We start from the raw sequence: 281 nt of genomic DNA on the forward strand, positions 1-281 counted from the left end.
TCCGTCATCTTGGCGTAGGCCCGGTTGCGGTAGGCGACCAGCTCGGGGACGCGTTTCGGGTCGATGGCGCGGAAGCCGCCGCCGGTCTTCGTGCCCAGTTCGCCGCGCTCGATGCGCTCCGAGAGGATGGCCGGGGTCGCGAAGCGCTCGGGGAAGTCGCCCTGCAGCGAGGCGTAGCAGAAGGCGTAGACGTCGAGCCCGGCCATGTCGGCGATCGCGAACGGGCCAAAGAACGGCAGGCGGAAGCCGAAGGTCGAACGCACGATCGCGTCGATGTCTTC

Annotated in this window: 1 protein-coding gene; it reads right to left on the reverse strand. The window is 68.7% G+C overall.

Annotated features, from left to right (window positions below; all coding sequences use genetic code 11):
* Window positions 1-281, reverse strand: a 281-nt coding sequence (locus ACZYRN_RS19405; protein WP_488913199.1) for a 3-hydroxyacyl-CoA dehydrogenase family protein, incomplete at both ends; no start/stop codon positions are given.

The sequence above is a fragment of the Domibacillus sp. F004 genome (assembly GCF_057814295.1).